The sequence below is a fragment of the Acinetobacter sp. YH12058 genome (assembly GCF_013419805.1).
In the GTDB taxonomy this organism is placed as follows: Bacteria; Pseudomonadota; Gammaproteobacteria; order Pseudomonadales; family Moraxellaceae; genus Acinetobacter; species Acinetobacter towneri.
The window spans coordinates 132,093-146,088 of record NZ_VOZL01000004.1 but is presented as its reverse complement, the minus strand read 5'-3'; the positions used below and the strand labels follow the sequence as shown (position 1 = coordinate 146,088).

The following is a 13,996-nucleotide window of genomic DNA, read 5'->3' as shown; positions in this document are numbered from 1 at the left end:
AATCAAGCACTTGGAAAAATAATAAAGTGTTTGTATGATGCCATGTGAATAGCTTAAGAATAATACTGGGGTAATAAAAAGCCTATCTCAGGATGGCCTAATTACGGGCTTGAGCTTGAACAACAATTGTTATCTCTGGAGGATAAATCCATGAAAATGAGTCGTATTGCATTAGCAATGCTCGTAGCTGCTCCTTTAGCTGCTGCAAACGCGGGCGTAACTGTTACTCCATTAATGCTGGGTTATACTTGGCAAGACACTAAACACAATAATGGTCAATCACAGTTGTTATCTTCAAAACTTGGTCAAGGCGAAATGAAAGACGACTTGTTCGTTGGTGCTGCGATTGGTGTTGAATTAACTCCATGGTTAGGTTTCGAAGCTGAATATAACCAAGTGAAAGGCGACGTAAGCCAAATGAATGGTTCACATGGTTTTGGTCAAGCGAATAGCTTAGTTGAGCCAGGTGCAGAGTACAAATCAACTCAAATCAACGGTAACTTCTATGTTACTTCTGACTTGATTACTCAAAACTATGACAGCAAAATCAAGCCATACGTACTGGGTGGTGCTGGTCATTACAAAACTAAATTCTCTGGTGTTGACCGTAGCAACGTAAATGGTGCGAATAATCGTGACCGTGGTAACACTGAAGAAGGTACACTGGCAAATGCGGGTGTAGGTGCATTCTGGCGCTTAAACGATGCTCTGTCTCTACGTACTGAAGCACGTGGTACTTACCACTTCGACGAACAGTTCTGGAACTATACAGCACTTGCTGGTCTTAACGTCGTTCTTGGCGGTCACTTGAAACCAGCTGCTCCTGTTGTAGAAGTTGCTCCAGTTGAGCCTGTAGCTCCTGTAGCTCCAGCTCCACAAGAGTTGACTGAAGACTTGAACATGGAACTTCGTGTGTTCTTTGATACGAACAAATCAAACATCAAAGATCAGTACAAGCCAGAAATCGCTAAAGTTGCTGAGAAGTTAGTTGAATATCCAAACGCTACTGCTCGCATCGAAGGTCACACTGACAACACTGGTCCACGTGCATTGAACGAACGTTTATCTTTAGCTCGTGCGAACTCTGTTAAATCTTCACTTGTAAATGAATACAATGTAGATCCAGCTCGTTTGTCTACTCAAGGTTTCGCTTGGGATCAACCGATTGCTGACAACAACACTAAAGAAGGTCGTGCTATGAACCGTCGTGTATTCGCGACGATCACTGGCAGCCGTACAGTGACTGTTGAACAACAAGCTCAATAATTTGAGTTAAGTTGAAAAAACGACTCTTCGGAGTCGTTTTTTTATGCTTCTCTTTTATGAGGTGACTGGATTAGAAAGTGCCTGAAATGATTTACATTCAATACGTTTAAAAAATATTGTAAAAGTATGATTTTTAGAATAATGAGTAAATAAGGTAGAGGCTGACGGTGCTTAATATTTCGGTTTGTTGACTCGTAAACTAAGCCGAATTTTTATATCAAGTTTATCGTCAATTCATTTAAAAACTCCAAAGCGGTGCCCCAGATCAAATTTTGAAACAAGATACATGGACTGGTTGTCCATCAGCCAATCAAGTCGTTGTTTAGCGACTATAAAATCAACATTGAGCAGTTTGTGGCGTGATCTCTCGCCGTAATATTGATTACAAAAATATTTTAAAAATAGAATTTGTCTTAAATTTACGCCATAAAAAAACAGCCAAATGTTGGCTGTTTTTTTGAACCTTAGCTTCTTAAATGTAGTGAAACTGAAGAAGAACTTTTTTAGTCATGATCAGGGTGTAGTGGTTTCACATCCATATCCTGATATGCAATCAGTTTGGTTCTGTGTTTCCATTTATAGCCTAACCAAATGACCAAGAACAAAAGAATACCAATATAAGTCGATAAAACAGCGAGCCATTCACCTTCAAGCACTGCTTGGTAGTTTTGCCCTAATACAACAATCGCACATAAAATAAAGGCAAACCATGGCGCAAAAGGAAAGAATTTGGCGCGGTAATCTAAATCTTCAAGTTTGTAGCCTTGTGCCAAATAGCCTTTACGGAAGCGGTAATGCGATACAGCAATTCCGAGCCAAACGATAAAGCCACACATGCCTGACATATTCAGAAGCCAGTTAAATACTTGTTTTTCACCAATAAATGTTGTTAAAAAACATAGTGCAGCGATTGCTGTTGTGGCATACAGTGCATTCATTGGGACGCCACGAGCATCCAAGCGGGCAAAAGCTTTTGGTGCACTGCCTTTACGTGCCATATCAAATAGCATACGGGTCGATGAATACATACCCGAGTTACCAGCAGAAAGAATCGCAGTTAAAATTACTGCATTCATGACACTTGCGGCAAAGGCAAAGCCTGCCTGTTCATACAGTAAAGTAAACGGAGAGAGTGCAATGTTATCGGTAGCGGCTGCTTGAAGTAAACGTGGGTCATCATAGGCGATTAAGGTACCAATAATGAAAATACACACGATATAAAACAACAAAATACGCCAGAAGATTTGTTTAATTGCAATCGGAATTGTTTTCTTCGGATTTTTAGATTCACCCGCAGCAACCCCCACCATTTCTGTACCCTGAAATGAGAATCCTGCAATCATTGCTACCCCAATTAAGGCGGATAATCCACCTACAAATGGAGCTTCGCCTTTGCTCCAATTGGCAAAAGTAGCAACATCTGGAGTCAGCATGATTTTGATAATCATGAATAGACCAATAATGATGAACACTACAATTGCAAGGACTTTGACCAGTGAGAAGAAAAACTCAGATTCCCCAAAACCTTTGACGGTTAATGCGTTAATTGCGAAAACCACCGCTAAAAATAATGCACTCCAGTAAAAGCCAGGAATATCAGGAAACCAAAATTTCATGATGAATTGCACCGCTACTAATTCAAATGCAACCGTAATGGCCCAGTTGTACCAATAGTTCCAGCCTAGCGCAAAACCGAAACCACCTTCGACATATTTACTGCCATAGGTAAAGAAAGCCCCAGAGGTTGGATTGTGGGTGGCAAGTTCCCCTAAACTGGTCATCAAGAAATAAATCATCACACCAATGAGGGCATACGCAAGCAAGGCGCCACCAGGACCTGCATTGGCAATGGTCGCACCTGAAGCAAGGAATAAACCTGTACCAATTGAGCCACCAATGGCGATCATGTTTAAATGACGCGCACCGAGCTTACGCTGCAGTTTTCTACTGTTGTGTGAGTCGCTCATCCTACTTCCTTTGTATTTTTCTGCGTGCTGGCAAACAGCACTTTAAAGCCTTGTTGATCTGCCTTGATTGTGCATTGACCGAAACTTTGTTCAATTAAGAGTGGATAATTCAAAAAGCGATTGGCCACAATCCAAAGTTCACCACCCGATTTCAGGTGACGACGTGAGGTTTTACACAGATTTTCACTGGCATCGTAATGTGTGTGAATGCCTTGGTGGAACGGGGGGTTACTCACGATGGCATGCAAAAATAGCGGTGCATCCTCAATGCCTGTCACGGCTTTAATTTCAAGCTGTTGTGGATTGAGCTGATTTTTTTCAAACGTCATTTGCGTTGACGCTAAAGCAAAGGCATCGACATCTAAAGCAAAAATACGATTTTCAGGGTTAAGTTTGGCTAAGTAAGCACTGATCACACCCGCGCCACAGCCAAAATCTGCAATTTTTCCAGCAGTAACCTGATTCAAATAAGGCAATAATACAGCCGTGCCAACATCCAAGTGTTTTTGGCTAAATACACCCGGCAAGGCACAAATCTGTAAATCGCCTTTAGGTGTAGCAACTGTATAGTTTTGCGCCCAATCTGCTAAGGCTTTAGTTTGAACCTTGCAGTCTAAAATCAGCTGCCATAGTTGGCAGTGGCGGGCGCTATCTAGTTTGAGTGTTTTGCCATAAGGTTGTAATTGCTTTGCAGCCCGTTCAATTCCTGCTTTCTTTTCACCGACTAAAAATACGCTGCTGCCTTGTGGGAGTTGTGCGGCAATGGTGTGAATCAGGTAATTGAGCAGTTCCTTGGATTTCGGCACAAAAATAACAGCCTGATCAAATTCACCTGCAGGCGATTCTGCACCAAAATGCACTTGCGCCTGTTGATTTTGAAAGTATTGATAGTCGTTAAAATTCCATGTCCAAACAGAAGCTTGGATTGAGTCACCCAATTCTGCGAGGAGTTGATCGGTCGGGGCATTGATCAGTAGAACGCGACCAGACAAATAGTCATATTGTCTGAGTAAAACTTCGCTTTGGGGGTTCATGGTTCTCTCTCCAATAGAAAAACACTGCCCAAGTTCAGCTCAGACAGTGTTTTTTGGACATGCAATTACTTTTTAGTTTCAGGAAGCACAATATTTAAAATGAGTGCTGCAATACCGCCTGTTGCAACGCCTGAACTGAAAATATTACGGAATAATTCAGGTAAGTGTTCCAGAATTTGTGGCACTTGTGCAACACCTAAGCCTAAGCCCAATGAAATTGCAATAATCAGTAAGGCACGACGATCTAAAGCGACACCTGAAAGAATATTGATTCCCGAAGCGGCAACGGCACCAAACATCACCATCACAGCACCACCTAGTACGGCTTGAGGCACAGCCTGAATCACACCCGCGACTGTAGGAAGTAAACCTAAAATGATGAGCAGGGCAGCAATCCAGATACCGACATAACGGCTAGCAACACCTGTAAGTTGAATCACGCCATTGTTTTGGGCAAATACCGAACTTGGGAATGTGTTGAAAATCCCTGCCAAGAATGAGTTAGCGCCATTTACCAATACACCGCCTTTAATGCGTTGCATCCATTGTGGGCCATCGACAGGTTGATTGGAGAGTTTAGAGGTCGCGGTAATATCACCAATGGCTTCTAATGACGTCACCAAATAAATAAATGCCAATGGAATGAATAAGCTCCAAGAGAAATCCAGTCCAAAATGCATCGGAGTCGGCACTTGTACCAGAGGGGCATCTTTCAGACCTGAAAAGTCGAGATGACCCATCATGCCTGCCATTGCATAACCAATCACCAAGGCAATTAAAATGGCAGAGCTTTTAATCCACGTGATATTGATGCGGTTCAAAATAATAATAATTGCCAAGACGGTACACGACATAATCAGGTTGTCGGTATTGGCAAAGGTATTATTGCTCATGGCTTGGTAGCCACCGCCCATACTGATTAAACCTTCTTTAATTAAGGTCAAACCAATGAGAAGTACCACAATACCAGTGACCAATGGGGTAATCAGCTTTTTGACCCACGGTAAAATTTGCGATACGCCCATTTCAATAAACGAACCTGCAATGACCACGCCAAAAATTGCCGCCATGACCGATTCAACAGGTGTGCCTGCGGCGACCATAGCAGAGCCAATACCAATGATTGGGCCAATAAAGTTAAAACTGGTGCCTTGCACAATGAGCAAACCTGCACCAAAAGGGCCGACTTTTTTACATTGTAAAAAGGTTGCAATGCCTGAAATGACCAAAGACATTGACAAGATCATGTTGGTATCTTGTTTGGAAACACCTAAAGCCAAGCAAATTAAGAGACCTGGTGTGACAATTGGAACAATAATTGCCAGTAAATGCTGAAAAGCTGCTAAAAAAGCGATGAATGGTTTTGGACGGTCATTCAGACCATAGACCAAATCGAGCTGGTCTTTTGGGTGGGGAGAGTGGTTTAAATCAGACATGAGTCATAAAAAATTGCAAAAGTGGCGCTATTCTAATCGAGTTACACAGCTTTACAAAACCCAAAGCACGCCACTCATCAAAAAAAATTGTGTGTGTCAATAAAGTGTCACTATAAAACTTTAGTATTTTTCTGTATAATTTGCCCTCAAATTTATAGCGTATTGAATTTAAATGTCTGATATTAAAACTCTCCGCAACATCGCAATTATTGCGCACGTTGACCACGGAAAAACAACTCTTGTGGATAAACTTTTACAACAATCGGGCGCACTCGGTGAACGAGCGGGCGAGATTGAGCGTGTCATGGATTCAGGCGCTATTGAAAGTGAACGTGGTATTACCATTCTTGCAAAAAACACTGCAATCAAATGGTTAGACAAACGTACTGATACTGAATACCGCATTAACATTGTGGACACCCCGGGACACGCCGACTTCGGTGGCGAAGTTGAACGTGTAATGTCGATGGTGGATTGCGTACTTCTTTTGGTTGACTCACAAGAAGGTCCAATGCCACAAACACGTTTCGTAACGCAAAAAGCGTTCTCACGCGGTTTGAAGCCAATCGTGATCATCAACAAAGTAGACAAGCCAAACGCGCGTCCAGACTGGGTTATTGATCAAGTATTTGACTTGTTTGATAACTTGGGTGCAACCGATGACCAATTAGACTTCCCAATCGTATATGCATCAGGCTTACGTGGTGTTGCTGGTCCTGCGCCAGACGAATTAGCGGAAGATATGACACCGTTGTTCCAAACAATTGTAGATATCGTTGAGCCACCAGCAGTTGATGTTGATGGTCCATTCCAAATGCAAGTCTCTTCACTTGACTATAATAGTTTCGTGGGTGTGATTGGTGTGGGTCGTATTCAACGTGGTTCTGTGAAATTGAATACACCTGTAACCGTGATTGACCAAGAAGGCAAAACACGTAACGGTCGTATCTTAAAAATCATGGGTTACCACGGTTTAGAGCGTATCGACATCGAATCTGCATCTGCAGGTGACATCGTTTGTGTAACAGGCATGGACGAATTACATATTTCTGACACGATTTGTGATCCGAAAAATGTAGAAGCTTTACCGCCGCTTTCTGTAGACGAACCAACGGTATCGATGACATTCCAAGTCAACAACTCACCGTTTGCAGGTAAAGAAGGTAAATTCGTGACTTCACGTAACATCCGTGAACGTCTTGACCGTGAATTGATTCATAACGTTGCACTTCGTGTAGAAGATACTGACAGTCCAGACCGTTTCAAAGTATCTGGTCGTGGTGAGCTTCACCTTTCTGTATTGATTGAAAACATGCGCCGTGAAGGCTTCGAAATGGGTGTATCTCGTCCGCAAGTCATCTTGAAAGAGATTGATGGCGAAATGCAAGAACCATACGAAAACGTGACTTTTGACGTAGAAGAACAGCACCAAGGCGCTGTGATGGAACAAATGGGTAACCGTAAAGGTGAGATGACCAATATGGAAGTAGACGGTAAAGGTCGTATCCGTATTGAAGCCACTGTGCCTTCACGTGGTTTAATTGGTTTCCGTTCTGAATTCATGACCATGACTTCTGGTACGGGTATCATGACGTCAAGCTTCTCACACTATGGCCCAATGAAAGCAGGTCAAGTTGCGAAACGTCAAAACGGTGTGTTGATTTCTATGGTTCAAGGTACTTGCCTTGGCTATGCATTGTTCACATTGCAGGACCGTGGTCGTCTATTTGCTAAACCTCAGTTAGAAGTTTACGAAGGTATGATCGTAGGGATTAACTCTCGTTCAGACGACATGACAGTTAACCCAACTAAAGCGAAACAGTTAACTAACGTACGTGCTTCTGGTACTGATGATGCGTTGACATTGGTACCTGCAATTGAATTCACGCTTGAACAAGCGCTTGAATTTATTGAAGATGATGAATTAGTTGAAGTAACACCTAAGTCAATCCGTATCCGTAAACGCTGGTTGACTGAAAACGAACGTAAACGTAACCGTTCTGGTAAATAAGTTTTAAAAATGATGTTGTCCTCATGCGGGGCAGCAAAATTTAAAAATGCCATCAATTTATTGATGGCATTTTTTGTTTAAAATTAGCAAACCAATATATAAAATCAGATGATTTCCGAGTAAATTACGTGGAAATGAAGCTATAAAATTAATGTATACTTCGTCACATAAATTAAAGTCAAAAAAACTGGAGATTTAAATGAGTATTATTCAAGAGTTCCGCGAATTTGCGGTAAAAGGTAACATGATCGACTTGGCTGTCGGTGTGATTATTGGTGGGGCATTTGGTAAAATTGTTGACTCATTAGTGAAAGATATCATCATGCCATTGATTACTGTGATCACTGGCGGTGGTGTGGATTTCACACAAAAGTTCTTTGTTTTGGGCGATAACCCAAACAATTTACAGTCTTTAGATGAGTTAACCAAAGCAGGTGTAAATGTCCTGACCTATGGTAACTTCCTTACGATTTTAATTAACTTCATTATTTTGGCATGGGTGGTGTTCTTAATGGTGAAAATGATTAATCGTATGCGCCGTAAACAAGAAGAAGCAGCGCCAGAACCAGCAGCAACGCCAGAAGATATCGCGTTGCTACGTGAAATTCGTGATGAATTGAAAAAACGTCAATAATTTTTAATACGCAATCAAAACAAACGGCGCTTTATGCGCCGTTTGTTTGCACCCTATTCTCTAGGATGGAGAGGCGCTGAAGGCATAAAAATTACATCCGAAACTTTACTTCTACCAAATGAAAACCAAACTGACTTTTTACAGGGCCGTGTAGTACGCGTTCTGCTGCGGTAAACACTAATTTATCAATGACGGGTACCAATTGTCCTTTTTTGACCTCACCCAATTCCCCACCTTTTTTTCCTGAAGAGCAGGTCGAAAATTGTTTGGCAATTTTGGCAAAATCAGCACCTGATTGAATCCGCTTTTTCAGTTGTTCACAGGTTTCTTTATCTTTCACTAAAATATGACGCACAATAGCGGTTCTCATACTTTTTTACCTCGTTTGCTTGTTGCAGCTTTAGTCGAAGTGAGTACTTTTTTCAAAGGCTGACATTCAGGACAAAATACCGAGGCACGTTGGCCCAGTTTTAAATTTTCTAGTGTGGTTTCACAGTTCACACACATTTCACCTGCACGTCCATACGCCAACAAGGTTTGTTGGAAATAGCCATTTTCGCCCATCGCATTGCTGTAATCACGTAAGGTCGAACCGCCTAAATCAATCGCTTGTTTTAAAATGCGTTTGATTTCGAGCACTAGTTTTTCAATCTGTTTCAAACTGAGTGATGATGCAGGTTGTGCAGGGTGAATACCTAAATTAAACAGACTTTCCGTGGCATAAATATTGCCCACACCCACCACGACATGGTTATCCATAATTGCAACTTTGATGCCAACATTTTTGTTTTTGAGCTTCTGTGCAAGATAGTCGGGGTTAAAGGCATCACTCAACGGCTCAGGGCCAAGTGGATCTATCAGTTTGCGTTGAGAGCTTTCATTTAGCCATAAAATACAGCCAAAGCGACGTGGGTCGTGGTAGCGCAATTGTATATCTTCAAACTGAATAATCAAATGGTCGTGTTTGCGTAAATCTTCCTGCGCATCGCAAAGACGAAAACTGCCCGACATGCCTAAATGCCACAACATGCTGTCCTGTTCAAATTGCGCCAGAATGTATTTGGATCTGCGGGTCAATTGCAGTAATTTTTGTCCTGTGAGTTTATGTAGGTTTTCTGGAATGGGCCAGCGTAAATTGGCTTGACGTACTTCTACATTCAGGACTTTTTGATCAAGTAGCGGCAATAGACTAGTTTTGGTAGTTTCAACTTCTGGTAATTCTGGCATGGTACAAATTCAATCCGCTTTTAGAAATTAAGCAGGCAAGGACATACAGTAATGCGCTTAATATTGGGCATTATCCATAGAATACAAGCCATAGTGTGCTGTCGCAAAATTATTCTGTGTAAAACAAAAGCAGGCTTTGCAAAAACCATACAACACGTTATAAATAAATCATTTTTAAACATCTATTATAGAAAAACCATCTAAAACAGATGGCAGATTCTGAGTGATTACTTCTTTTTTATTTAATGATTCGCTTTTGGTGAATCGCACTGTATGAGGGCTTGCAGCGTGACATTACTTTTTCAGCCGATTCAATTTGGATCACTGCAACTTGCCAACAAAATTGTTATCGCCCCGATGTGTCAATATTCTGCCAATGAACAAGGTGAATTGAGCTATTGGCATGAGCAGCAATGGGCCAATTATGCCTTGTCGGGCGCAGGGATGTGTATTGTAGAAGCCACGGCAGTGCAGGCAGCAGGACGTATTAGTTATGCAGATTTAGGCTTATGGAATGACATGCAGCGTGCGCAGATGAAAGCACTATTGCATAAAGTCAAAAGTATATCGCCTATGCCATTTGCTGTGCAGTTGGCACATGCGGGTCGTAAAGCTTCAACCGATAAACCGTGGCAGGGCATAGGACAGTTTGCACCGAATGAAGAACATGGTTGGCAGACGGTATCGGCCAGTGAGTTGCCATTTCAATCGCACGAACATCCACCGCATGCTTTAACGCAAGATGAAATTCAACAGGTCATTGCAGACTTTGCCAGCGCCGCAGTACGAGCGGTGGATGCAGGTTTTGACTTAATCGAAATTCATGCCGCACATGGCTATTTATTGCATCAATTTATGTCGCCATTGTCTAATCACCGCCAAGATGAATATGGCGGCAGTTTGGAAAATCGGATTCGCCTTACATTGGAAGTATTTCAAGCGATTCAAAATGCTGTTCCACAAGGCTATCCAATTGGGGTGCGAATTTCTGCAACAGACTGGATGGATGATGCAGAGGGTTGGAATGTGGAATCTTCAGTAGGTTTGGCAAAAGCACTGGAGCATTTAGGTGCGGCTTATATTCACGTGTCGAGCGGTGGTTTGCATGTCGATCAAAAAATTGATTTACATGCGGGTTATCAAACACCATTTGCACATGCCATTAAGCAAGCTGTAAAAATTCCTGTAATTGCGGTGGGTTTGATTACCGAAGCGATGCAGGCAGAAGGTATTTTGCAATATGAACAGGCCGATGCAATTGCGATAGCACGTGCCATTTTATATGACCCACGTTGGCCATGGCATGCTGCGGCAGAATTGGGCGAAAAAATTGAAATTGCCCCGCAATATTTACGATGTCAGCCGCATGGGTTCCGTACTTTATTTGCGCCGTTTAAATCAACAGATACGGAAGTGGAATCCTAATATTTTATCTGCTTAAAATAAGTGAAACTTAAACTATTTTGCCGTGCTTTATTGGAGGATTCGGTGTAAGGTAAATCAGTAAAACCATGCAGAAATATGGGCAACACTGAAAAAGGATGTCAGGGTGTTACTGAGTATTTTATTTCCCATTTGCGCCGTCGTGCTTTTGGGATATTTCACCGTAAAAAGCCAGTTTATAGAATCTAATGCAATTCAGTTTCTAGGTCAATTTGTCATGAAAGTGGCGTTGCCTGCATTTCTATTGCAGGCATTGGCCAGTAAAAGTTTGTCAGAAATCTGGCATCCCGCTTATTTTTTAGGTTACGGTGGCGGTTCTATTCTGCTGTTTATCTTTGCCTTTTTACTGTATCGGCATTATTTTAATTCAAACTTAACCCATGCCAGTGTCTTGGCAATGGGTGCATCAATGTCAAATACAGGGTTTATTGGCACTGCTATTTTGACTTTGTTGATTGGCAGTCAATCGGCAATTTATTTGTCTTTAACTTTAATTGTCGAAAATTTAATTATTGTGGCATTGATGCTGATTTTGGCAGAACGAGGGCTACAATCTTCAGCGAAATCAGGTTGGCAGGTGTATGCCGAAACTGTGCAGCGCTTACTGAAAAATCCAGTAATTTTATCTATTTTATTGGGTATGCTGTGCGTATTGTTGAATTTCAAACTGCCGCAAGCTATTGCACAAGTGCTGGAAATGTTGGGCAAAACTGCTTCACCTTTGGCTTTATTTGTGATTGGTGGAAGTTTGGTCGGCATGCAAATCAAGTCGGTGAATTTGCAAAGTATTGTTTTGGTTGCATTCAAAGTATTGCTGATGCCACTCACGATTTTTGGAATTTTATGGGCATTAGATGTGAACCGAGAAATGCTATTTGTCGGGACTTTGCTTGCGGCTTTACCAATGCCAATTGCCTTTGGTATTTTCGGGCAGCACTATGGTTTACATGAAAAAGCCTTAGCCCCCTTGGTGTTGAGTACAGTTTTTGGTTTTGTGATGGTGGCGATTTTATTGACACAATCGGGTAAGTATTTATAGCAACGGTATCGAAGTGCTCAAATCATAAAAAAAAGTCTGTACCATGCTGATACAGACTTTTTTTAAAATTTCTCTGATTAATAGCCTTTATAAAGAAACTATCTTAACTTTTCTTAGCGGTTGCCTTGTTGGAAGCTTTGGCTTGATCTGCCATCATTTTTTCAACCACAGCCAATGATTCTTTGGCTTGCGCTACATTTTCCTGTGCCAGTGAGGCAAAAATCTTTTTCGCTTCAGGCAAGTTTTGCGGCACGATATTGCCATTCACAAACATATTGCCCACTGCCATGAGTGCAGGAATATAACCCTTTTGCGCCAAGTTTTGAATGCTTTGCAGCCCTTGCTTAATTGGTGCTTCATCTTTGTTTTTAAAGCCTGTGCTAATTTCGTACAAGGCTTTTGCATGTATGGCTTGATAATGATCTTTGGCAATTAAAGGTTGTAATAGTTTTAAACCTTTTTGGTCAGATGCTGCCGTATTTTCCGAGAAATATAAAACGGCTAAATCGACTGTGGCATCATTAAAACCCTGATTGGATGCCGTCTGTAAATATTGTTTGGCTTTAGCAGCATCCTGTTTTAAACCCAGTGCGCCAGTAAGATAGTTTTTGCCTAAAACATAACTCGCAACAGGGTAGCCTTTTTGGGCAGATTGCTCATACAACTGAATGGCTTTCTTTTCATTTTTTGCTGTGCCTTGTCCAGTTTGTGTCAAATAGCCTAAGTTATACATGGCTTGCGCATTGCCTGTTTTGGCAAGCTTTTCTAATTCCTGATAGGCATCTTTAACCTTGTTGGCTTGCATTAATTGTTCAATTTTGGCAAAAGCAGGATCGGTTGGAATGTTACTATTTGCCATACTGATGCTGCTAGATAGGGCGATTGCACCCGCAATGAGTAGTTTTTTCATCATTTGAGTTGTACCTTGTTCTCTTTTACACATCATTCCGTTGATGTGCGTTTTGTTTTTACAGTGGTGCATTCATCATAAGTTGAAAAGTGTGAATGTAAATATAAAAAATGTGTACGAATGCTTTTTTTTTCATTGTCATTTGAAGGGAATCTTGCGACTCCCTTAACCTGAGCGGGTGGAATCTATTTTATTGCGGACGTGCAACATCGCCATTCAAATGTTCAGGCAAAGCCAATACTTGTACAGCTAACTCTTCCAAAGCACTTGGTTTGGCAACCACCAACGCTTTAAAACCTTCTGCAGTCGCTATGCTATTCACCACTTCCACATCATTATTCAGTTTGGCGGCAGGTGCAGGTGCTTCGCCTGAACCCTGAATTAAATGCAACCAATGTTTTGGTTTGGCTTTAAACCATAAACGTGCCACGACTTCCTGACCCAAATAACAGCCTTTGTCATAATGCACGCCATCTCGTTGATGCAAACGCAATTCCTGCGGTTGAAACACTTCTGCTGTTGAGGCTTGAATCCATGCCTGACCTGTTTCAATCGCTTGTAGTTGCCATGCGTTTAAATCAGTCACTTCAGCTGAAAATTCAGTTTGATTGCCCTGAATGGTTGGGTAAACCGTACCGATGGTTTCAAGCTGCATTTTTGAAAATGCACCAAACTTTTTAATGTGTTTGGCTAAATCTTCGGCTTGGTCGGCTGTGCTGATGATTTCAAAACATTCGGACGAGATTTTTTTAAGCCAGAAGCCAAACTGAACGCGTCCTTTTAAACTGCAAATTGCGGTATAACAGGTTGTATTTTCAGCTAATGTTTCGACATTGACTGTTACCTGACCTTGCAGGAATTTTTGTGCATCGACACCGTTTAAACTTAAAGCACTGAAAGCTAAATCGCGCATGAATAACCTTTCACATTGAAATCTAAGACTAAAGAATGAGGTCAATTTTGCGCTATTTTTCAAAAAAAAGCATTTTTAGGGCAAGAATTTTACTCAAAATGTAATTAAATGTTTCA

12 protein-coding genes are annotated in these 13,996 nt (G+C 41.5%); 5 read left to right on the top strand and 7 right to left on the bottom strand.

From position 1 onward, the window contains the following. Window positions 1-150 precede the first annotated feature (150 nt). Window positions 151-1,266 carry an outer membrane protein Omp38 gene (omp38, locus tag FTU09_RS04535; protein ID WP_180079624.1) on the top strand — a complete coding sequence of 372 codons (1,116 nt, stop codon included), beginning with the start codon at window positions 151-153 and terminating at the stop codon, window positions 1,264-1,266. Window positions 1,267-1,769: 503 nt separating this feature from the next. Here the strand turns inward: omp38 and FTU09_RS04530 are convergent. The 3 genes from FTU09_RS04530 to FTU09_RS04520 form a co-directional block, all read right to left on the bottom strand. Further along, entirely contained in the window at window positions 1,770-3,233 is a 1,464-nt protein-coding gene (locus FTU09_RS04530) for an amino acid permease (protein ID WP_180079622.1), read from the bottom strand. Then, complete coding sequence (locus FTU09_RS04525; protein WP_179996301.1) at window positions 3,230-4,267, bottom strand: methyltransferase; 1,038 nt, start codon at window positions 4,265-4,267, stop codon at window positions 3,230-3,232. Before FTU09_RS04525 ends, FTU09_RS04530 begins: the two co-directional genes overlap by 4 nt. Before the next feature lie 65 nt (window positions 4,268-4,332). Next, window positions 4,333-5,703, bottom strand: coding sequence for a uracil-xanthine permease family protein (locus FTU09_RS04520; RefSeq protein WP_179996300.1), 1,371 nt, complete (start codon window positions 5,701-5,703; stop codon window positions 4,333-4,335). A 172-nt stretch (window positions 5,704-5,875) separates the two neighbouring features. On the opposite strand from FTU09_RS04520, the gene typA reads away from it, so the two are divergent. Continuing rightward, complete coding sequence (typA, locus tag FTU09_RS04515) at window positions 5,876-7,714, top strand: translational GTPase TypA (RefSeq protein ID WP_180043559.1); 1,839 nt, start codon at window positions 5,876-5,878, stop codon at window positions 7,712-7,714. Window positions 7,715-7,913: 199 nt separating this feature from the next. Next, on the top strand, window positions 7,914-8,348 hold the full coding sequence (mscL, locus tag FTU09_RS04510) for a large conductance mechanosensitive channel protein MscL (protein ID WP_004972423.1): 435 nt from the start codon (window positions 7,914-7,916) through the stop codon (window positions 8,346-8,348). A gap of 91 nt (window positions 8,349-8,439) precedes the next feature. On the opposite strand, the gene FTU09_RS04505 is transcribed toward mscL, so the two are convergent. Next, window positions 8,440-8,718, bottom strand: a complete 279-nt coding sequence (locus FTU09_RS04505; RefSeq protein WP_096901561.1) for a peptidylprolyl isomerase — start codon at window positions 8,716-8,718, stop codon at window positions 8,440-8,442. Continuing rightward, on the bottom strand, window positions 8,715-9,575 hold the full coding sequence (gene mutM, locus FTU09_RS04500) for a bifunctional DNA-formamidopyrimidine glycosylase/DNA-(apurinic or apyrimidinic site) lyase (RefSeq protein ID WP_004972419.1): 861 nt from the start codon (window positions 9,573-9,575) through the stop codon (window positions 8,715-8,717). Before mutM ends, FTU09_RS04505 begins: the two co-directional genes overlap by 4 nt. A gap of 288 nt (window positions 9,576-9,863) precedes the next feature. Between mutM and FTU09_RS04495 the strand changes: the two genes are divergently transcribed. Then, a complete protein-coding gene (locus FTU09_RS04495) occupies window positions 9,864-11,000 on the top strand; it encodes an NADH:flavin oxidoreductase/NADH oxidase (RefSeq protein WP_167845804.1) in 1,137 nt (378 codons plus the stop codon). Window positions 11,001-11,124: 124 nt separating this feature from the next. Beyond that, window positions 11,125-12,057, top strand: coding sequence for an AEC family transporter (locus FTU09_RS04490; RefSeq protein ID WP_180059919.1), 933 nt, complete (start codon window positions 11,125-11,127; stop codon window positions 12,055-12,057). A gap of 103 nt (window positions 12,058-12,160) precedes the next feature. Here FTU09_RS04490 and FTU09_RS04485 read toward each other — a convergent pair whose 3' ends face one another. Continuing rightward, window positions 12,161-12,967: a tetratricopeptide repeat protein gene (locus tag FTU09_RS04485; RefSeq protein WP_026438287.1), complete on the bottom strand. Its 807-nt coding sequence runs from the start codon at window positions 12,965-12,967 to the stop codon at window positions 12,161-12,163. Between the two features lie 190 nt (window positions 12,968-13,157). Next, complete coding sequence (locus FTU09_RS04480; RefSeq protein WP_004972410.1) at window positions 13,158-13,880, bottom strand: folate-binding protein YgfZ; 723 nt, start codon at window positions 13,878-13,880, stop codon at window positions 13,158-13,160. Window positions 13,881-13,996 lie beyond the last annotated feature (116 nt).

Excerpts from the sequence above, each read along its gene's own strand:
- omp38 (WP_180079624.1), top strand. The coding sequence starts at position 151 with ATGAAAATGAGTCGTATTGCATTAGCAATGCTCGTAGCTGCTCCTTTA.
- FTU09_RS04530 (WP_180079622.1), bottom strand. The coding sequence starts at position 3,233 with ATGAGCGACTCACACAACAGTAGAAAACTGCAGCGTAAGCTCGGTGCG.
- FTU09_RS04525 (WP_179996301.1), bottom strand. The coding sequence starts at position 4,267 with ATGAACCCCCAAAGCGAAGTTTTACTCAGACAATATGACTATTTGTCT.
- FTU09_RS04520 (WP_179996300.1), bottom strand. The coding sequence starts at position 5,703 with ATGTCTGATTTAAACCACTCTCCCCACCCAAAAGACCAGCTCGATTTG.
- typA (WP_180043559.1), top strand. The coding sequence starts at position 5,876 with ATGTCTGATATTAAAACTCTCCGCAACATCGCAATTATTGCGCACGTT.
- mscL (WP_004972423.1), top strand. The coding sequence starts at position 7,914 with ATGAGTATTATTCAAGAGTTCCGCGAATTTGCGGTAAAAGGTAACATG.
- FTU09_RS04505 (WP_096901561.1), bottom strand. The coding sequence starts at position 8,718 with ATGAGAACCGCTATTGTGCGTCATATTTTAGTGAAAGATAAAGAAACC.
- mutM (WP_004972419.1), bottom strand. The coding sequence starts at position 9,575 with ATGCCAGAATTACCAGAAGTTGAAACTACCAAAACTAGTCTATTGCCG.
- FTU09_RS04485 (WP_026438287.1), bottom strand. The coding sequence starts at position 12,967 with ATGAAAAAACTACTCATTGCGGGTGCAATCGCCCTATCTAGCAGCATC.
- FTU09_RS04480 (WP_004972410.1), bottom strand. The coding sequence starts at position 13,880 with ATGCGCGATTTAGCTTTCAGTGCTTTAAGTTTAAACGGTGTCGATGCA.